Origin of the sequence: Bradyrhizobium elkanii USDA 76, assembly GCF_023278185.1 — a bacterium.
Taxonomy (GTDB): Bacteria; Pseudomonadota; Alphaproteobacteria; order Rhizobiales; family Xanthobacteraceae; genus Bradyrhizobium; species Bradyrhizobium elkanii.
Genome location: NZ_CP066356.1, coordinates 7,881,904 through 7,899,695, shown reverse-complemented (window position 1 = coordinate 7,899,695; position 17,792 = coordinate 7,881,904). Strand labels below are relative to the sequence as shown.

At 65.8% G+C, this 17,792-nt stretch carries 14 protein-coding genes; 5 read left to right on the top strand and 9 right to left on the bottom strand.

From position 1 onward, the window contains the following. Positions 1 to 6 precede the first annotated feature (6 nt). The gene (gene mctP / locus JEY66_RS37385) at positions 7 to 1,497 is read left to right on the top strand and encodes a monocarboxylate uptake permease MctP (protein WP_018269751.1); all 1,491 of its coding nucleotides are present in this window, start codon (positions 7 to 9) and stop codon (positions 1,495 to 1,497) included. Here the strand turns inward: mctP and JEY66_RS37380 are convergent. Next, the gene (locus JEY66_RS37380) at positions 1,468 to 5,112 is read right to left on the bottom strand and encodes an indolepyruvate ferredoxin oxidoreductase family protein (RefSeq protein WP_018269752.1); all 3,645 of its coding nucleotides are present in this window, start codon (positions 5,110 to 5,112) and stop codon (positions 1,468 to 1,470) included. The two genes, mctP and JEY66_RS37380, sit on opposite strands and share 30 nt — an antisense overlap. 157 nt (positions 5,113 to 5,269) lie before the next feature. Here JEY66_RS37380 and JEY66_RS37375 point away from each other — a divergent pair, with 157 nt between their 5' ends. Continuing rightward, entirely contained in the window at positions 5,270 to 5,725 is a 456-nt protein-coding gene (locus JEY66_RS37375; protein WP_016846173.1) for an Lrp/AsnC family transcriptional regulator, read from the top strand. Between the two features lie 76 nt (positions 5,726 to 5,801). On the opposite strand, the gene JEY66_RS37370 is transcribed toward JEY66_RS37375, so the two are convergent. Then, on the bottom strand, positions 5,802 to 6,296 hold the full coding sequence (locus tag JEY66_RS37370; protein ID WP_016846172.1) for a hypothetical protein: 495 nt from the start codon (positions 6,294 to 6,296) through the stop codon (positions 5,802 to 5,804). Between the two features lie 60 nt (positions 6,297 to 6,356). Further along, the gene (locus tag JEY66_RS37365) at positions 6,357 to 6,710 is read right to left on the bottom strand and encodes a hypothetical protein (RefSeq protein WP_240537201.1); all 354 of its coding nucleotides are present in this window, start codon (positions 6,708 to 6,710) and stop codon (positions 6,357 to 6,359) included. 184 nt (positions 6,711 to 6,894) lie between these two features. Here JEY66_RS37365 and JEY66_RS37360 point away from each other — a divergent pair, with 184 nt between their 5' ends. Then, on the top strand, positions 6,895 to 7,815 hold the full coding sequence (locus tag JEY66_RS37360; protein ID WP_016846170.1) for a LysR family transcriptional regulator: 921 nt from the start codon (positions 6,895 to 6,897) through the stop codon (positions 7,813 to 7,815). Positions 7,816 to 8,055: 240 nt separating this feature from the next. On the opposite strand, the gene JEY66_RS37355 is transcribed toward JEY66_RS37360, so the two are convergent. From JEY66_RS37355 to JEY66_RS37345, 3 genes are read right to left on the bottom strand one after another with little or no spacing between them, the layout of a single operon-like run. Beyond that, complete coding sequence (locus tag JEY66_RS37355) at positions 8,056 to 8,841, bottom strand: fumarylacetoacetate hydrolase family protein (RefSeq protein WP_018269753.1); 786 nt, start codon at positions 8,839 to 8,841, stop codon at positions 8,056 to 8,058. A gap of 12 nt (positions 8,842 to 8,853) precedes the next feature. Next, positions 8,854 to 10,218, bottom strand: coding sequence for an LLM class flavin-dependent oxidoreductase (locus JEY66_RS37350; protein ID WP_026192240.1), 1,365 nt, complete (start codon positions 10,216 to 10,218; stop codon positions 8,854 to 8,856). Between the two features lie 24 nt (positions 10,219 to 10,242). Next, positions 10,243 to 11,295 (bottom strand): Ldh family oxidoreductase, encoded by a 1,053-nt coding sequence (locus tag JEY66_RS37345; protein ID WP_016846167.1) that lies wholly within the window; start codon positions 11,293 to 11,295, stop codon positions 10,243 to 10,245. Between the two features lie 402 nt (positions 11,296 to 11,697). On the opposite strand from JEY66_RS37345, the gene JEY66_RS37340 reads away from it, so the two are divergent. Continuing rightward, on the top strand, positions 11,698 to 15,813 hold the full coding sequence (locus tag JEY66_RS37340) for a bifunctional diguanylate cyclase/phosphodiesterase (RefSeq protein WP_018269754.1): 4,116 nt from the start codon (positions 11,698 to 11,700) through the stop codon (positions 15,811 to 15,813). Here JEY66_RS37340 and JEY66_RS37335 read toward each other — a convergent pair. The 3 genes from JEY66_RS37335 to JEY66_RS37325 form a co-directional block, all read right to left on the bottom strand. Next, positions 15,787 to 16,128 carry a hypothetical protein gene (locus JEY66_RS37335; RefSeq protein WP_016846165.1) on the bottom strand — a complete coding sequence of 114 codons (342 nt, stop codon included), beginning with the start codon at positions 16,126 to 16,128 and terminating at the stop codon, positions 15,787 to 15,789. The two genes, JEY66_RS37340 and JEY66_RS37335, sit on opposite strands and share 27 nt — an antisense overlap. A 56-nt stretch (positions 16,129 to 16,184) precedes the next feature. After that, positions 16,185 to 16,424, bottom strand: coding sequence for a DUF2171 domain-containing protein (locus JEY66_RS37330; RefSeq protein ID WP_016846164.1), 240 nt, complete (start codon positions 16,422 to 16,424; stop codon positions 16,185 to 16,187). 72 nt (positions 16,425 to 16,496) lie between these two features. After that, positions 16,497 to 16,967 carry a cupin domain-containing protein gene (locus JEY66_RS37325; protein ID WP_016846163.1) on the bottom strand — a complete coding sequence of 157 codons (471 nt, stop codon included), beginning with the start codon at positions 16,965 to 16,967 and terminating at the stop codon, positions 16,497 to 16,499. A 218-nt stretch (positions 16,968 to 17,185) separates the two neighbouring features. Between JEY66_RS37325 and JEY66_RS37320 the strand changes: the two genes are divergently transcribed. Beyond that, positions 17,186 to 17,785 (top strand): 3-keto-disaccharide hydrolase, encoded by a 600-nt coding sequence (locus JEY66_RS37320; protein WP_016846162.1) that lies wholly within the window; start codon positions 17,186 to 17,188, stop codon positions 17,783 to 17,785. The last annotated feature ends 7 nt before the right edge of the window (positions 17,786 to 17,792 follow it).

Genomic DNA, 17,792 nt, shown 5'->3' with positions numbered 1-17,792 from the left:
ACAGCCATGACCGATCATATCGCCTGGGTGGCGCTCTGCGTCTTCATCTTCTTCTTCGCGCTCGTCACCGTGATGGGCTTCTTCGCGGCGCGCTGGAAATCCGGCCCGGTCAGCGAGCATCTCGATGAATGGGGCCTCGGCGGCCGCCAGTTCGGCACCTGGATCACCTGGTTCCTGGTCGGCGGCGATTTCTACACCGCCTACACCGTGATCGCGGTGCCGGCGCTGGTCTATGCGGTCGGCGCCTATGGCTTCTTCGCGCTGCCCTACACCATCATCGTCTATCCCTTCGTGTTCGCGGTCATGCCGGTGCTGTGGAAGAAGGCGCATGCCAATGGCTACGTCACCGCTGCCGATGTCGTCCACGGCGCCTATGGCTCGCGCGCGCTCGAGCTCGCGGTGGCGCTGACCGGCCTGGTCGCGACCATGCCCTACATCGCGCTGCAGCTGATCGGCATGGAGGTCGTGATCAAGGCGATGGGGCTGTCAGGCGAGCTGCCGATCATCGCCGCCTTCGTCATCCTCGCGCTCTATACCTATAGCTCCGGCCTGCGGGCGCCGGCGCTGATCGCCTTCGTCAAGGACATCATGATCTACATCGTGGTGCTGACCGCCGTGGTCGTGGTGCCGGCAAAGCTCGGCGGCTACGGCGCGGTGTTCGCGGCGGCCAACGACGCCTTCACGGCGAAGGGCGGCGCCACCGGCCTGACGTTGAAGCCTTCACAATATCTGCCCTATGCGACGCTGGCGCTCGGCTCGGCGCTCGCGGCCTTCATGTATCCGCACACGCTGACCGGCATCTTCGCCTCGAAGTCGGCGGATACCATCCGCAAGAACGCGGTCCTGCTGCCGGCCTATACGCTCTTGCTCGGCCTGATCGCGCTGCTCGGCTACATGGCCTATGCCGCCAATATCAAGGTGACGTCACCGAACGACGTGGTGCCGATGCTGTTCAAGACGCTGTTCCCCGAGTGGTTCGCGGGCTTTGCGTTCTCGGCGATCGCGATCGGCGCCTTGGTGCCGGCGGCGGTGATGAGCATCGGCGCCGCCAATCTGTTCACGCGCAATGTCTGGAAGTCCTATGTCAATCCGGACATCTCGCATGCGGGCGAGGCGTCGGTGGCGAAGATCACCTCGCTGGTGGTCAAGGTCGGCGCGCTCGCCTTCATCCTGTTCCTGCCGACGCAATATGCGCTCGACCTGCAACTGCTCGGCGGCCTCTGGATCGTGCAGACGCTGCCGGCGCTGGTGTTCGGGCTGTTCACCGTCTGGTTCCGCGCTGAAGGCCTGCTGCTCGGCTGGGCGGTCGGCATCGGCTGGGGCACGTATACGGCGTGGAGCAACGGGCTGAAGCCGCTCGCCAGCATCTCGCTCGGCGATTCCAGCTACAGCTTCTATGTCGGGCTCGGCGCGCTGCTGCTCAACATCGTCGTGGCGGTGCTCGCGACCGTCGTGGTCGGCCTGATATCACCTGCCAAGCGCCGCGCGGCGGCCTGAGCCGTCGCCTTGGTCTGACGGGGCGGAGGCAAGTCGCGCGGTCAGCCGCGCGACCTCCGCCCTGGTCTTTTCGATCGCGGCGTCCTTTACTGGCCCATAGCCGCGGATCTCCATCGGCGCCTTCGCCAGCGCGACGAGATCGGGCAGCCGTGTCTTGTCGAGCCTGCCGAGCATGGTCTCGATCAGCGCCTCATACCAGGGGATCAGCTCGCGCTCGGCGCGGCGCTCCGCGGTGTAACCGAACACGTCGAACGCCGTACCGCGCAGCCCCTTGAGGCGCGCGAGCAACCGCAGCGGCGTCTGGATCCATTGGCCGAACGCACGCTTCTTCGGCCGTCCCCGTGCGTCGCGCCGCGCCGGGAGGAACGGCGGCGCAAGGTGATATTGCACCGTGAAGTCGCCATCGAACTCCTGGCTGAGCACGTCGAGGAAGCCCGACTGCATATGCAGCCGCGCCACCTCATATTCGTCCTTGTAGGCCATCAGCTTGAACAGCGACCGAGCCACGGCGTCGGTGAGCGGGAGTTTGGCCTCGCCGCGAACTCGGTCCGCCTCTCCCGCTTGCGGGGGAGGCCGTAGCGCATCGACAGATGCGCTACGGGTGGGGGCTCTCTCGGCGATGTGACTCGTGGAGAAACCCCCACCCCGACCCTCCCCCGCAAGCGGGAGAGGGGGCGCACCTTGTTCGCGGCTGCTGCCCAGCGCCGATTCTGCGCGCCGCACGCGGTCGATTGTCGCCCGATAGCGCGCGGCGTAAGCCGCGTCCTGATACTCCCTGAGGAAGTCGGCGCGGCGCGCGATCACCTGGGCCAGCGTTTCGGGTACGTTGGCCGCAGCACCGTCGGCCCTCGGCAAAAACTCCGGATCGGCGAAGGCGAGCCGGCCCCAGGCCAGCGCCTGCCTGTTGCGCTCGATCGCGACGCCGTTGAGCTCGATCGCGCGGGTCAGCGCCTCCAGCGAGACCGGCACCAGGCCCTGCTGCCAGGCAAAGCCGAGCATCATGATGTTGGCAAAGACGCTGTCGCCGAGCAGCCGCTCGGCCAGCGCGTTGGCGTCGATCATGGTGAGGTTGCCCGACCCGATCACCCGCTCGATGGCGCGCAAGCGAACCGGCGAGGCGAGGTCGGCATCGCGAAATCGCACCACGTCGCCGGTCGGCATCTCGGCGATATTGACCGCAGCGCGCATTCCCTTGCGATAAGTGCCGGATGCCTTTGCCGACGAGCTCACCACGAGGTCGCAACCGATCAGCGCGTCGGCCGCGCCCTGGTCGATCCGCACCTGATGCAGGGCATCGGGCGCAGCCGCCAGCCGCAGATAGCTCAGCACGGGGCCGAACTTCTGCGCAAAGCCGGTGAAGTCGAGCACCGAGACGCCGCGGCCCTCGAGATGCGCGGCCATCGCGATCAGCGCGCCGACGGTGATGACGCCGGTGCCGCCGACGCCGGTGACAAGGAGATCGTAGGGACGCTGGAGCCCCGCGAGCTCCGGCACCGGCAGCACCGCCGCTCGCGCGAGCGGATCGATCGCGCTTGCCGTCTTCGCCCGCCGCTTGCCGCCTTCGATCGTCACAAAACTCGGGCAGAAGCCGTTGAGGCAGGAAAAATCCTTGTTGCAGGTCGAGAGATTGATCCGGCGCTTGCGGCCGAACGGCGTCTGCTTCGGCTCGACGCTGAGGCAGTTGGATTCCACCGAGCAGTCGCCGCAGCCTTCGCAGACGAGGTCGTTGATGAAGGCGAAGCGCGCGGGATCCTCGATCGTGCCGCGCTTGCGCCGCCGCCGCTTCTCGGTGGCGCAGGTCTGCTGATAGATCAGCACGGTGACGCCGGAAATCGCGCGCAGCTCGCGCTGCACGGCGTCCATCTCCTCGCGCGGATGGATGGTGACGCCGGCGGGCAGATCCGCCGGCGAGAAATGCGCGGGATCATCCGACACCAGCGCGATCCGCGCGACGCCCTCGGCGCGGACAGAGTGCGCGATCGCCTGCACGCTGACCGGGCCGTCGACGGGCTGGCCGCCGGTCATCGCCACCGCGTCGTTGAACAGGATCTTGTAGGTGATGTTGGCTTTCGCGGCGATCGCCTGCCGGATCGCCATCGAGCCGGAGTGATAATAGGTGCCTTCGCCGAGATTCTGGAACACGTGGCTGTTGCCGGTGAATTTCGACGACGCCGCCCAGTTGACGCCTTCGCCGCCCATCTGGATCAGCGACGAGGTCTCGCGGTCCATCCAGCTCGCCATGAAATGGCAGCCGATGCCGGCCAGCGCCTTGGAGCCCTCGGGCACTTTCGTCGAGGTGTTGTGCGGGCAGCCCGAGCAGAAATACGGCGTGCGCGTCGCGCCCGGCACCGCGATCACGCGGTCGCTCTCGGGCACCAGCGCGGCGACGCGACGGGCGAGCCGCAACTCGGGAAACATCGGGTCGAGCCGGCGCGCCAGCACGTCGGCCAGCATCCGCGGCGACAATTCGCCGGTCCAGGAGATCAGCCGCGCGCCGCTCTCGTCATGCTTGCCGACCATCCGCTCCGGCTTGGCGCCGGGATAGTCGTAGAAATACTCCTTGAACTGGCTCTCGATGATGCCGCGCTTCTCCTCGACGACGAGGATCTCGCGCTTGCCCTTCACGAACTTCATCGCATCGTGCAGCGCCAGCGGCCACACCATGCCGACCTTGTAGATGTCGATGCCGAAGCGGCGGCAGGCCGCCTCGTCGAGCCCGACCAGCCGCAGCGCCTCCATCAGATCGAGATGCGCCTTGCCCGTGGTGACGATGCCGTAGCTCGCATCCTTGATGTCGTAGATGTGGCGGTCGATCGGATTGGCTTTCGCGAAGGCGTAGACCGCGTGCTTCTTCGCCTCCAGCCGTTCCTCGATCTGCGGGCCCGGCAGATCCGGCCAGCGATAATGCAAGCCGCCGGACGGCGGCGCGAAATCCGGCTGCACGAAACGGCGCGGCGGCCGCAGCTCGACAGAGGCGCCGGATTCCACGATTTCCGAGATCGCCTTGAAGCCGACCCACATGCCGGAGAAGCGGCTCAGCGCGTAGCCATATTCGCCGAATGCGAGATATTCGCCGACATCGGCCGGATGCAGCGTCGGCATGAACCAGCTCATGAAGGCGACGTCGGACTGGTGCGGCATCGAGGACGACACGCAGCCATGATCGTCGCCGGCGACGACCAGCACGCCGCCATGCGGCGAGGAGCCATAGGCATTGCCGTGCTTCAGCGCATCGCCGGAGCGATCGACGCCGGGGCCCTTGCCGTACCACAGAGCGAACACGCCATCGACCTCGCGATCCCTCTGCGTCTCGACCTGCTGCGAGCCGAGCACGGCGGTCGCGGCGAGGTCCTCATTGACCGCGGGCAGGAATTCGATGCGGCTGTCCTTGAGCTGCTCGCCGATCTTCCACAGTTCGAGATCGACGCCGCCGAGCGGCGAGCCGCGGTAGCCGGAGATGAAGCCCGCGGTGTTGAGCCCGGCGGCGCGGTCGCGCCGCGCCTGGTCGAGCGCGATGCGGACGATCGCCTGCGTGCCGGTGAGGAAGACGCGGCCATGTTCGCGGCTGTAGCGCTCGGACAGCTGGTAGGCGTCGAGCAACGGCATCTGGCCCATGACTGACCCCTCCGGGAATCGCGATGTCTGATCCGACAAGGCTATGCCTGTGGGCCTGGTAGGTCTTGCCTATCTGTTCATTTGGCGAGCCAAGATCGGCAGAAGATTGCTACGAAGACGGCTATTTGGTAGAATCTACCAAATCGGAGGCCTCGCTATGGTCGAAGAGCAGGACGAGAAAATCCTCGCCGAACTGCAGAAGGATGGCCGCGCCACCAACCAGCAGCTTGCGGAAACCGTCGGGATGTCGACCTCCGCCTGCTGGCGCCGGGTCCGTGCGCTGGAAGAGGCCGGCGTCATCTCGGGCTATTCGGCGCTGGTCGCGCGCGAGCGCGCCGGCTTTGCGACCTCGGCGATCCTGCACGTCTCGCTGGAGCGGCACGACGTGAAGTTCGTCGACGAGTTCGTCGCGCGGGTGATGAAGCGCCGCGAGGTGCTGGAATGCTTCGCGACCACCGGCGACGCCGATTATCATCTGCGCGTCGTGGTGCGCGACATGGACGCCTACAACAAATTCCTCGACGAGTTCATGTTCCGCATTCCCGGCATCCGTCACGTCCGCACCAACGTGATCCTGAAGGAGATCAAGACCGGCGTGGCGTTGCCGTTTTAAGATGTGTCGCGATGGCCGCGCCATATATGCGCTGTCGTCCCGGCCTTCGCCGCGACGACGATGTTTGATGCAGCAGCTACGCTTCCACCGACTTTGCCTGCGTCAGCAGCATGAACACCATGACATGGCTGACCAGCAGCAGCGGCACGTAGAGCGCCGGAATGTAGATGCCGGCGCCGAACAGGCCGGGATCACCGATCTTCACGCCGTTGTAATAGGCGTTGAGCAGATCCAGCGTGCCCCAGACGTTGAAGAGCCAGACGATCGGAATCGCGATCGACCAGCGCCAGGACAGCGCCGCCATGGCAACGAGCGCGAGACCGGCGGCGGTGAAATCGCCCCATCCGACCTCGCTGGCGAAATCCGCGCTCAACTGCGGTGACACGAACCCGGCGACCATGAAGTTCATGCCCAGAAACCTGAACGCATGGAACGCTGCGAGCAGTCTGAGCGCGTTGTCACGTGGCATCGCGCGGAGCGCCGGCCAGACGTAGGTGACGGCCACGACAGCACTTGTCAGGAACGCGCCGGCGACGCTGAGGACGAATGGAAGATTGAAGCCCGGGGGCATCGGCGCATTCCCTTGTGGTTGTCGATCGGTGCGGTTGGCTTGCGTTCAGGATCTTGACGCTCAGGGCCTGGCGACCAGCAGGCGGAGCGGCAGCAGCGGGCCGACCCCGATGTACTCATGATCCATCAGATCGAGCTTGGACAACGGCAGACCCTCCATGATCGCGTGCGCCTCGGCGGCATCCTTGGCATCGAGCAGCAAGACCACGCCGCGCCCGTCGGACCGCGAATACCATTCGCGGATCTTGCCGTTGAGATAGAGCTGCACGGTCTGCCGGATTTCGTCCGGCATCACGGCCATCACCTGATCGCGGGTGACGCCGGCTTTCGCGGTGAGGATGACCATCACGCCGGTGGTGACGGTGGAGGCGACTTGGGCTTGTGCCTGAGCTTGGGCAGGGGAGGGAGCGGTCATGGAAGTGGTGCCTGTCAAAGTGAGGGTGAGGGCCAGGATTGTGTGACGGATTGCTTGCATCGGTCGCATGTCTCCGTTCACGACGGATGTCGTGATCGCGTGGGTCAGCGCGCGTCGCGCTGCTTCTGGCTCCGATGTAAGGCGGCTTTCCGCGAGCGACTATTCGCGATAATGTTCACAGGCCATGAAGCAGAGCTTCACAGTCCGGCAGGGCGCGCTCGACGGCGTCGAGGCATTCCTGGCCGTCGCCCAGCACCGCAGCTTTCGCCGCGCGGCGGCCGAGCTCGGCGTCACGCCGTCGGCGATCAGCCAGGCGGTGCGCGCGCTCGAGGCGCGCCTCGGCGCCGTGTTGTTCATCCGCACCACCCGCAGCGTCGGGCTGACCGACGCCGGCGAACGATTTCTGGCGCGCGCAAGACCGGCATTCGAGGAGCTGGTCGCTGCGAGCGGGGCGGCGCGCGAGCTTGGGCAGAAGCCGGCGGGGCTGTTGCGCCTCACCGTGCCGCGCTCGGTGGTGCCGATCCTGCTGGAGCCGCTGATCGCCTCGTTCTGCAAGGCCTATCCCGAGATCGAGGTCGAGCTCGCCGCCAGCGAGGAACTGGTCGACCTCGCCGCCGGAGGCTTCGATGCCGGCATCCGCATGGGCCAGTTCATCAACCCGGACATGGTCGCGGTTCGCCTGACCAAGCCGTTCCCGTTCGCCATCGTCGGCAGCCCGGACTATCTCGCGCGCCGCGGCCGGCCCAAGCGTCCGGACGATCTGCGCGTGCATGCGTGCCTGCGCCTCCGGCGATCGAACGGTGGCCTCGCGCCATGGTCGCTGAACGACAATGGCCGTTCGATCGAGCTTGCCGTGTCGGGATCCTTCATCGGCCATGATTTCCCGACGCTGGTCGGCGCCGCGGTCGAAGGTGTGGGCCTCGCGCAAGTGCCCGCACCGCTGATATCAGGCGCCGTGAAGGAGAAGAAGCTCGTCCGCGTGCTGGATGCATTCGCGTCGACGACGCCGGGCGTGTTTCTCTACTATCCCGGCCACCGCCAGATCATGCCGAAGCTGCGGGCGTTCATCGATCATGTGAAGAGCAGGTCGGTGGCGGCGCGGTGAGCTGAATCCGGAATGATGGTGAGGTGCAAAGTTCGGGCCCATCACGTCGCGAGAATGCGGCATGTGACCCGCAGGCCGTGCAACACTCTCAGTGTCGTCCCGGCGAAGGCCGGGACCCATTACCACGAATGCGATTTGTGATGCAACGCTCGGGCCACAGCCTTCTTCAACAACTCAATCCTGTGGTTATGGGTCCCGGCCTTCGCCGGGACGACACTGGGGAATAAGGCACGCCCCCCTTCACACCTTCTCCTTCACGAACCGGTTCCGCAATATCCCGATCCCCGTGATGTCGATCTCGACCACGTCGCCGTCCTTCAGGTCCGGCGAGGCGCCGTCGGTGCCCATCCAGATCACATCGCCGGGCGACAGCGTGAAGTATTTCGAGAGCTCGACGAGGAACGGCACGATGCCGAAGATCATCTCGTTGGTGCGGAAGCGGCCGGTCTCCTTGCCGTTGACGCGGATCGCGGTCTCCATGCGGTCGAGGTCGACATCGGTCTCGATCCAAGGGCCCATCGGCTTGAAGGTGTCGGCGTTCTTGGCGCGCCACAGCCCGCGATCGGCCTTCTGCCAGCTGCGCTCGGAGACGTCGTTGCCGATGGTGTAGCCGAACACGCAGTCCATCGCGTTGGCCTCGGTCAGATGCCTGGCTTTCTTGCCGATCACGACGACGAGCTCGCCCTCGTAATGGATCTTCTCGGTGGCACCAGCCGGAATCACGACGTTCTCGTCATGGGCGATCAGCGCGTTCTGCGCGCGGTAGCCGATCTCGGGACGGTCAGGCACGTTCGGCACGGTGCCGGCCTTGTCGGCGGCTTCCTTGAGGTGCTTCAAATAATTCAGCCCGACGCAGTAGAAGGTGCGCGGGATCAGCGGCAGCTCGATCTTGACGTCCTTCAACGCATGCGTCTTCGACGTCTTGTTCCATTCGCCGAACGGATCGCCATTGACGGTGGTGACGGTGTCGCCCTCGACGAGGCCCCAGGAAGTATCGCCCGCGGCAGTGAATTTCAGCCAGCGCATGATGATGTCCCTCTATTCCGCGGCCTGCGCGCCGGTCTTCCAGGCGCCCGCGGCGGGGCGCTTGAGCCCGAGATTTTCGCGCAGCGTCGTGCCGGCGTAGTCCTTGTGGAACAGCCCGCGCTTCTGCAGCTCGGGTACCACGTGGTCGACGAAGTCGGCATAGGAGCCCGGCACGTAGCTCGCCGCGACGACGAAGCCGTCGCAGCCGCGATTGACAAACATCTCCTCCAGCCGGTCGGCGATCTCCTTCGGGCCGCCGACCAGCGCGTCCTGCACCTGGCCGCGGCCGGAGAAGGTGATGAAGTCGCGGGTCGAGGGATTGCTCTTGCCGGAGGTGCGCAGCACGCCGTCACGGATGCCGAGCATGCCTTGCATGCCCTGCAGCTCCTCTGATGTCAGCGGCTCGTCGATCGGTTTGGCGCCGAAATCGAAGTTGAGGCCTTCGGCGAGCAGCGACAGCGCGTCGATCTCGAGCGGCAGCTTCTGGATCACCGCCATCCGGTCCTCGGCCTCGGCCTTGGTCGCGCCGGTGACCGGCGTGATCAGATTGCAGAGGAACATCTGGTCGGGATCGCGCCCGGCCTTGGCGGCTTCGCCCCGGATCGCGTCATAGCCCTGCTTGGCATTGGCGAGGTTGCGCGCCGCGGTGAAGATCACTTCGCCCCAGCGCCCGGCAAAGCGCTGGCCGCGGCCGGAGGCGCCGGCCTGGATCACGACGGGGTGGCCCTGCGGCGAGCGCGGCACCGTGAACGGGCCGCGCGAGGTGAAGAACGCGCCCTTGTGGTCGAGCCGCTTCACCTTGCTCGGATCGGCGAAGCGGCCGCTCTTCTTGTCGATCAGCAGCGAGCCGTCTTCCCAGGCATCCCAGTGGCCGAGCACCACCTCCATGAACTCGTCGGCGCGGTCATAGCGGTGATCGTGCTCGAGATGCTGCTCGCGGCCCATGTTGAGCGCTTCGCCGTCATTGACCGAGGTCACCACGTTCCAGGCGGCGCGGCCACCCGTCATCAGGTCGAGCGTGGCGAAGCGGCGGGCGACGTCGAACGGCTCGAAATAGGTGGTGGAGGCAGTCGAGGCGAGGCCGAGCTTGGTGGTGACCATGCCCATCGTGGTCAGCACCACGATCGGGTCCATCTTCACGCAGCGGATGCCGTATTCGACGGTGTGGGCGTGATCGTTACCGTAGCGATCGGGCATTGCGAGACGATCGTCGAAGAACGCCATGTGGAACTTGCCGCGCTCCAGGATGCGCGCGATCTCCTGATAGTAATCCGCCGACATCGAATCGTCGCGCGACTCCGGGTGGCGCCAGGAGCCCGGCAGGTTGGTGCAGTTCTGCGCCTGCAAAAAGCCAACCAGCGCCATTTGCCGTGTCATGTCGTTCTCCTGTGTCCGGAACTATCAGCGAAGGTCGAGCTGGTCGGTGAGCTTGTAATCGGCAGCGAGCGCCTTGAGCTTGTCCCAGGTCGCATCCTCGATCTCGATGCCGTCCTTGCGCCGCTGCTGCTCGCGCAGATATTCGATCTCGCCCGGATAGAACACGCCGCGGCTCCCTTCCGACGGCGGCGTCGATTTCAAATAGCGGGCGAAGTCGGCGACTTCCTTCCTGAAGTCCTTGAGCGGACGGAATGCGGCGACGTTGAACACCGCCATGAAGCAGCCGTCGTTGTGTCGGCCGGTCGGCTCGACGCCGAAGCCGAGCCCGGTCAGGAGGCCGCACAGCACCTCGACCATCGCGGCAAGGCCCGAGCCCTTGTAACCTTCGCTGCCGCCGAGCGGCAGCAGCGCGCCGCCCTTGCGGTAGTCCGCAGGGTCGGTGGTGTCGCGCCCCTCGGCATCGATGATCCAGCCCTTCGGGATGCTCTCGCCACGCGCCACCGCGAGCTGGATCTTGCCGGCGGCGACCGCCGAGGTCGCCATATCGAGGTAAAACGGCGCATCGAGATCGGAGGGCACCGCGATCGACAGCGGATTGGTGCCGAGCCGGGCCTCGCGGCCGCCGAATGGCGCCACGTGTTTCGGCGAGCGGCCGGAATCGGCGGCCGCAATCCCGATCATGCCTTCGCGCATCGCCATCATCGGGTAATGCGCGAGCCGTCCGACATGGCTCTGCCGGAACACGGTGCAGGCCGCGACATTGGCGGTCTTCGCCTTGTTGATGGTCATCTCCATCGCCTTGGCGTTGACGTGGAAGCCGAAGCCCCAATGACCGTCGATTACGGTCGTGGTCGGCGTCTCCTGCACGATGGTCCATTTCGCGCCGGGCACGATGTGGCCGGCCTTGATGCGATCGATATAGGTCGGGATCGCGATCACGCCGTGGGAGTCGTGGCCGGCGAGGTTGGCGTTGACGCAGCCGGAGGCGACGGCGCTCGCCTCCTCCTCCGATGCGCCGGCGCCCTTGAGGAGCGCCGCGCCGATGCGCGTGAGACGGTCGGCCTGGACGATCGGCATGGGATTTTCCTCGCGGTCTGCCCGCGTGCTGCGCGGGTCGTGCTTGCTGTTGTCGACGTCATGCTCTCAAAGCGCCGAGGGGCGAGCAAGGGCAGAAAATCCGGGCGGCCATACCGGGAGCAGGGTGCTCACGGCGATGTTTTCACAGAGTGGAACGGGCGCGGTCGCGTTGCGGAATTTAGCTGCTCCGGCGGCGCGAGCAGGACGTCCATCCGCGCCTCGCCGCCCTCCGCCTCAGGCTGGCACACCGGTGTCCGTAATATCCCGGAAAACCGCCGCCGGCGTTCGTCAGCCGTTTACTTTGTCGTGCAACTTGCCGGATACGCTAACCACCACTTAGGCCTCTCGCGGGCAATGTTCCCCGCCAGATTGGAGGGGTTGGCCCCGGGGCCTTCAGGAATCGTGCAGTCGAGCATCGGGCGTACCTTCGCGGCGTTGAGTGCCACCAACGAAGCGATCCTGTACGCGAAATCACCCGAAGAATTGTACGGCAAGGTCTGCGAAGCCGCGTTCTCGAGCGGGAGCTTCCTGGCCGCGACCGTGTTTTTGCTGGAGCCGGATACCGGTCTCCTGAAGTTCGCGGCTGGCTACGGCGACGATGTCGCGCGACTACGCAGCATCACCATTTCCGCGATCGCCAACACCCCGGAGGGAGAAGGCGTCGCCGGCCGCGCGTTCCGCGACCAGAAGGCCTGCGTCCGCAACGACTATGTCAACGACGCTGTTTCGGCAGCTTGGCGCAGCGGCGCGGCAGCGGCCGGCGTCGGGGCGGCCGCCGCGGTGCCGCTGGTTTGCAACCGGCGCAGCGTCGGCGTCTTCATGGTGACGCGGCGCGAGATCAATTCGCTCAGCGACGAGGCCGTTTCGCTGCTGGAGCGCATGGCCGCGAACGTGTCCTTCGCGCTCGATAATTTCGACCACGAAGCCTCGCGCAAGAGCGGCGAGCGGGCGATGCGCCGGCTCAACCGCATGTTCGGTGCCATCAGCGCAACCAACGAGGCGATCCTTCGCGCCAAGACCGAGCACGATCTCTATCAGCGGGTCTGCGATGCCGCGGTGTTCAGCGGAAAGTCCTTCGCCACGGTGGTGCTGCTGGCCGAACCCGACACGCACTGGTTCGAGCCTGTCGCCGGCACCGGCGAGGCGCTCGACCTGATCACGCAGACGCGCTTCTCGACCGATCCGGACAACGTCTACGGCAAGGGGATTTGCGGCGAGGCGTTCCGGACCCAGCGGCCCTGCGTCGAGCACGATATCCCGATCTCGATCAGCCCGTCGCATATGCCGACCGGCGGCAGCGGCCTGATGGCCTGCGTCGCGCTGCCGCTGACCCGGTTCGGCAAGAGCGTCGGTGTCCTGATCTTCTTCACCGGCAATTCCTGGGCGCGTGACGAGGAGATCATCGCGCTGCTCGCGGGGATCGCCGAGAATGTCTCGGTCGCGCTCGACAATTTCGGCCGTGCCACCGAGAAGGCCAGGGCCGATGCCGAGCGCGAGCGGCTGTCGCGGATGTTCGCGGCGCTGAGTGCGACCAACGAGGCGATCATGCGCGCGAGGTCGCGGCTCGAGATGTTCGAGCTGGTCTGTGCGGCCGCGGCGCATGGCGGTGGGTTCAACTCCACCAGCATCCTGATCGCCAAGCCCGGCGACGATTTCCTGGAGATGATGGCGGTCGCAGGGCCTACCGCGGTAAATGCGCGCCGCCTCAACGTCTCGCGCAGCGAGGCACGCCCCGAAGGGCGTGGCGTCTGCGGCCGGGCGTTCCGCTCGCGGCGCGCCTGCATCAACAACGATTTTCTGGGCGACGTCGCCAGCAACCCGTTCCGCGACGTCATCGACCGCGAGGATGCGCGATCGGGCGCGGCATTTCCGCTGATCGTCGACGACGAGCCGGTCGGCGTGATGCTGTTCATCTCCGCCAAGCGCAACACCTTCTCGGCCGAATTCGCCGAGCTGCTGCAGCGGCTCGCCGACAACGTCTCCTATGCGCTCGGCAGCTTCGACCGTGCCGACGAGAAGGCGCGGACCGAGGAGCAGAAGGAGCGGCTGCGGCGGATGTTCGCGGCGCTGAGCGCGACCAACGAGGCGATCATGCGGGCGAAATCCCGCGGCGAGCTGTTCGATCTGGTCTGCGATGCCGCGGCGGTCGGCGGCCAGTTCGTCTCGGCCACGATCAGGCTGGTGCGCCCCGGCGAGGTCTTCCTGGACAATGTGGCCGCCTCGGGCCCCGATCGGGTGCGGGCCCGCGAGGTTCAACTGTCGGCCGACGCGACGCGTCCGGAGGGACAGACGCTGACCGGCGTTGCGATCCGCACGCGCAGGCCCTGCATCAGCAACGACTATCTCAGCGATTTCGGCCCCGAATCGCACGTCTATCCGGCCGTGCGCGACAGCGGCAGCAAATCGGGCGCAGCCCTGCCGCTGCTCAAGAATGGTGAAGCGATCGGCGCGCTGGTGTTTCTCTCAAGCGAGTTCGGCACCTTCAGCCCGGAGATGATGGCGCTGTTGCAGCGGCTTGCCGAGAACGTGTCGTTTGCGCTGGCCAATTTCGACCGTGCTGACGAGAAGGCGCGGGACGACGAGCAGAAGGAGCGGCTGTCGCGGATGTTCGCGGCGCTGAGCGCAACCAATGAGGCGATCATGCGGGCGAAGTCCCGCGCCGAATTGTATCGACTGGTCTGCGCGGCGGCGGCGACCGGCGGCAAGTTCACCTCGACCACGATCGCGCTGGCGCAGAGCGGAAGCGACTATCTGCGGATCGTCGCGATTGCGGGGCCGGCGGCCGAGGGCGCGCGCCAGGTGACGCTCTCGACCAGCGAGGCGCACCCCGAGGGCCGCGGCGCCTGCGGCCGGGCGTTCCGCTCGGGCAAGGCGTGCATCATCAACGACTATTTTGCCGATGCCGAGACCGCCGCCTTCCATGAGCGCGCCCGGCTCGATGGAACGCAGTCCAGCGCCTCGTTTCCGCTTGTTGTCAGCGGGCGGGTGGTCGGGGTCATGATCTTCGTCGCGCTCGACAAGGACACCTTCACGCCGGAGTTCGCCGAGCTGCTGCAGCGCCTCGCCGACAATCTGGCGTTCGCGCTCGAGAGCTTCGATCGCGCCGATGAGAAGCACAAGGCCGACGAGCGCATCGAATACCTTGCCTCACACGACAGCCTGACCAATCTGCCCAACCGCGAGACGTTCAACGAGATGCTGCATCACGCGATCTCGGCGGCGGATCGCCATCGCCGGCAGCTCGCGGTGCTGTTCATCGATCTCGACCGTTTCAAGGTGATCAACGACTCGCTCGGCCACGACGCCGGCGACATGCTGCTGGTGGCGATCGCCGGGCGGCTGCAAGGATCGTTGCGCGCGAGCGACGTGGTGGCGCGGCTCGGCGGCGACGAGTTCGTGGTCATCCTCGAGGAGACCACCGAACGGGACGACGTCGAGCGCATCGCCGGCGATCTGCTGATCTCGCTCAGCCAGCCGTTGACGATCAGCGGACATGAGTGCCACACCACGGCCTCGGTCGGCATCGCGATGTATCCGGCCGACGGCTCGGACGTGCAGACGCTGACCAAGAATGCCGACATGGCGATGTATCTCGCCAAGGAAGACGGCAAGAACGGCTTCCGCTTCTTCTCCAACGAGATCAGGGCGCAGTCGATCGAGCGCCTGACGATGGAGAGCGCATTGCGCCGCGCGCTGGAGCGCAACCAGTTCTCGCTCGACTATCAGCCCAAGGTCGACATGGCGAGTGGAGCGATCAGCGGCGTCGAGGCGCTGCTGCGCTGGACCCATCCGGAGCTCGGCAAGGTATCGCCGGGGCAGTTCATTCCGCTCGCTGAGGAGATCGGCCTGATCGTGCCGATCGGCCGCTGGGTGCTGAAGGAAGCCTGCGCGCAGAACATGGCGTGGCAGCGCCGCGGCCTCAGGGCCGTGACGATGGCGGTCAACCTTTCTCCGCGGCAGTTCGGCGATCCGAATCTGCTCGACGACATCGACGCGGCGCTGGAGAAGAGCGGCATGTCGCCGGCGCTGCTCCAGCTCGAGGTCACCGAGAGCATGGTGATGCGCAACGTGACGCGCGCGGTGCGCGTGCTCGACGCGATCCAGAATCGCGGCATTCGGCTCGCGATCGACGATTTCGGCACCGGCTATTCGTCGATGTCGCTGATGAAGCAGTTCCCGATCGACACTATCAAGATCGATCGCTCCTTCGTGCGCGACCTGCCCAATGATTCCGAGGACGTCGCGATCGCGCAGGCGATTATCAGCATGGGCAAGGCGCTCGGCATGACCATCGTCGCCGAGGGTGTCGAGACCTCCGAGCAGCAGGAGTTCCTGCGCGCCCATGCCTGCGACGAGATGCAGGGCTTCCTGTTCAGCCGGCCGCTGCCGCCGCGCGATCTCGCCGAATTGTTGAAGCCGTCGCAGGCAGAGGCGTCGCCGCCGCTGCAGCCGTCGCTGGATGGCGAGGCGGCCGGCGAGGCCGGGTCGGATCTAGGGCGGAAACGCGCTGTCGTCTGACGGCTGCACGGGCAGGTCGCGAACGTCGGAATCGGTCGATGCGACCTTGCGCGAGAAATCATAGGGCCACGGCAGGATGTCCTGGCCGGCCAAAGTCTGGCGCAACACAAGGGCAGCCTCCGCAAAGCGCGCACCGTCAGGCAGCCGCAGCCGACGGCTCCAGGCGGCCGGCAGCGGTTCGGCGGCATCGCGCATCTCGAATGCCGGCCCCCACCACCAGGCCGGCGCGGGCGGCCGTTCCGGTTCAGGAATGGCGCGCCAGCGCGCGAACTCGTCGACGATGCGAGCAAATTGCAGCTTGGCGGCGGGATGCATCGAAGGCCCTTTCTTGGGCCGGGATGATAGCATCGCTCCCACCTCGCGCAACGCGGCTATTGGCGGCCGTGCTGCCAATGCGCCGTCACGTCGGAGCCCGATTTGTTGAGGTGGACGTGCTGGTCGACATGGTCGACCCAGGACAGCGGAATGAAGTGATGGTGCTGACCGTCAGGCGAGCTTTGCTTGGTCAGCTTGATCTTGTCGGTGCCTTCCATGTGGTCGACCTTGCCGACCGTCTTCTTGTCCGACGAGATCACATCCATATGTTCCCGAATGTCGGCAGCGTTCGCCATGCGTCATCTCCTCGTCATGATGATGAGGGGATGAAACGCCGCGTGGATGCAAAGGTTGCTAGCCGGTTCCGGCTACTTCTGCTCGACCTCGGTCGCGGTGGCCGGGCCTTCGCCCATGATCAGCAGCACGGCGTCCTCGTCCTTGGCGCCGTCCCAGTGCACCTCTTTGCCGAAATGGGTGACGAAGCTGCCGGCCGGCATCGCCACGGTGCCGTGATCGGGATCGAATTTCGGACCCGAGCCGACCCACCAGGTGCCCTTGAGTACCACGATGTAGCGGTCGTTGGGATGGAAGTGCGGACGGCTGAAGTGATTGCCCTTGGTCCATTTGGTGTAGACCATGTAGAAGCCGGGCTTCGAGGGATCGCCGACCACGACCGCGTTCTGCGCACCGCGCGCATCGACCGGGCTCCAGGGAATCTGATCCGGCAGCTTGTAGGTGACGGCGGCCGGATTGAGCTCGGCCGCGGAGCTGACGCTCAGCATGCCGGCGAAGGCCAGCGGCATCATCAGGTATCGCCATGATCGGTTCGACGCCGTCATCGGTATGCTCCCAGATCGGATTTCCCGGGCGACTGCCGCGCCCGTATGCCGCGCAAGCTAGTCGCCCTCGCTTCCGCCGGGCAAGACGCGTCCGTGCATGTCTGATCTCAGGATTGCGACAGCGATCCGTGACACAACGCAGTTGCAATATGAAAAAGCATTTACGCCGCCGCAGACGATGATAGGTTGCGCGCCAACCAAAAGACGGGAGGACAACCTTGAAGAAGCATCTGTCGATACTGGCGGCGGGACTTGTGATCGGTGCGGCCGCGCTGCAATTTTCCACCACCGCCTCGGGGGACGACGGCTGGGTGACGCTGCTCGACAGCTCCAAGAAGGGTGACTGGGACGAGGTCGGCAAGGCCAATTGGGCGATGAAGGACGGCGCGCTGGTCGCCGACAAGCTCGACGGCAAGGATCTCTCCTATCTCGTCAGCAAAAACCAATACAAGGATTTCCAGATCCGGGCCGAGTTCTGGACCGACGAGGATGCCAACAGCGGCATCTTCATCCGCTGCGAAGGCAACAAGGTGATCGACTCCAAGGTGTGCTACGAGGTCAACATCTTCGACAAGCGGCCGGACCCGACCTACGGCACCGGCGCGATTGTCGACGTCGGCAAGGTCGATCCGATGCCGAAGGCGGCCGGCAAATGGAACGTCTACGAGATCACGGCGCAGGGGCCGCATTTCGTCGTGACGCTGAACGGCCAGAAGACCGTCGACGCCCAGGACTCCAAGCACGCCAACGGCTACATCGCGCTTCAGTATGGTTCGGGCGTGGTCAAGTTCCGCAAGGTGCAGATCAAGCCGCTCTGACGGCGTC

Bases quoted from the DNA above. Each gene is read 5' to 3' on its own strand.
- mctP (WP_018269751.1), top strand. From the start codon at position 7: ATGACCGATCATATCGCCTGGGTGGCGCTCTGCGTCTTCATCTTCTTC.
- JEY66_RS37380 (WP_018269752.1), bottom strand. From the start codon at position 5,112: ATGGGCCAGATGCCGTTGCTCGACGCCTACCAGCTGTCCGAGCGCTAC.
- JEY66_RS37375 (WP_016846173.1), top strand. From the start codon at position 5,270: ATGGTCGAAGAGCAGGACGAGAAAATCCTCGCCGAACTGCAGAAGGAT.
- JEY66_RS37370 (WP_016846172.1), bottom strand. From the start codon at position 6,296: ATGCCCCCGGGCTTCAATCTTCCATTCGTCCTCAGCGTCGCCGGCGCG.
- JEY66_RS37365 (WP_240537201.1), bottom strand. From the start codon at position 6,710: ATGACCGCTCCCTCCCCTGCCCAAGCTCAGGCACAAGCCCAAGTCGCC.
- JEY66_RS37360 (WP_016846170.1), top strand. From the start codon at position 6,895: ATGAAGCAGAGCTTCACAGTCCGGCAGGGCGCGCTCGACGGCGTCGAG.
- JEY66_RS37355 (WP_018269753.1), bottom strand. From the start codon at position 8,841: ATGCGCTGGCTGAAATTCACTGCCGCGGGCGATACTTCCTGGGGCCTC.
- JEY66_RS37350 (WP_026192240.1), bottom strand. From the start codon at position 10,218: ATGACACGGCAAATGGCGCTGGTTGGCTTTTTGCAGGCGCAGAACTGC.
- JEY66_RS37345 (WP_016846167.1), bottom strand. From the start codon at position 11,295: ATGCCGATCGTCCAGGCCGACCGTCTCACGCGCATCGGCGCGGCGCTC.
- JEY66_RS37335 (WP_016846165.1), bottom strand. From the start codon at position 16,128: ATGCATCCCGCCGCCAAGCTGCAATTTGCTCGCATCGTCGACGAGTTC.
- JEY66_RS37330 (WP_016846164.1), bottom strand. From the start codon at position 16,424: ATGGCGAACGCTGCCGACATTCGGGAACATATGGATGTGATCTCGTCG.
- JEY66_RS37325 (WP_016846163.1), bottom strand. From the start codon at position 16,967: ATGACGGCGTCGAACCGATCATGGCGATACCTGATGATGCCGCTGGCC.